Annotated in this window: 1 protein-coding gene; it reads left to right on the forward strand. The window is 69.4% G+C overall.

The genetic code is table 11. The features are described 5' to 3' along the window. Window positions 1-114 precede the first annotated feature (114 nt). A complete protein-coding gene (locus ACTQ48_RS11415) occupies window positions 115-423 on the forward strand; it encodes a hypothetical protein (RefSeq protein WP_441571034.1) in 309 nt (102 codons plus the stop codon). The last annotated feature ends 156 nt before the right edge of the window (window positions 424-579 follow it).

Below are 579 nucleotides of genomic sequence, written 5' to 3' on the forward strand. Positions count from 1 at the left end.
TGGGGCCGGATGCCCCGCGTCCCGCACCGCATCCGTGACCATATTGACCCGAGCCTGTGGCTCGACCCTGATCCGGTGGACGACACGGAGCCGTCCCCTGTACGAGAGGACTAGATGATGACTGACCAGACGACGGCACCGGTGCCGGTGCCCCCGATCCCTGCTGAGGATCGTCCCTGGATCGCGGCCCGGCGCGGCTGGCAAACCCTGTGGCAGGGTCTCGGCGTCGCCGTGCTCCTCGGGGTGCTGACGGCTGCCCCTGCTGTGCTGGGTGCCGAGTCGTGGGCTGAGGTGGTCGCGACCGCGCCCCAGTGGTCATGGACGCTGGTCCAGGCCGGGTTGACGGCGCTGGTGGCGTATCTGCTGCGCCGCTACCGAGACGATGCTGGTGTGGCACCCCGCCACGCCGCCGACGAGGACTGACCTACGGTGGCTGAGTGTCGAGGGCCCACTGCGCCCCGACACGCACAACTGGCCCCCGCCCCCGTGGCGGGGGCCAGCTTTTTGCTGCCTCAGGCGCTAGTAGCGCGTCGTGCTCATCATCGTAGCCACTCCACCTCGAGATCGGGATCAGTCAGC

Source organism: Collinsella sp. Sow4_E3 (genome assembly GCF_052116285.1).
Lineage (GTDB): Bacteria > Actinomycetota > Coriobacteriia > Coriobacteriales > Coriobacteriaceae > Collinsella.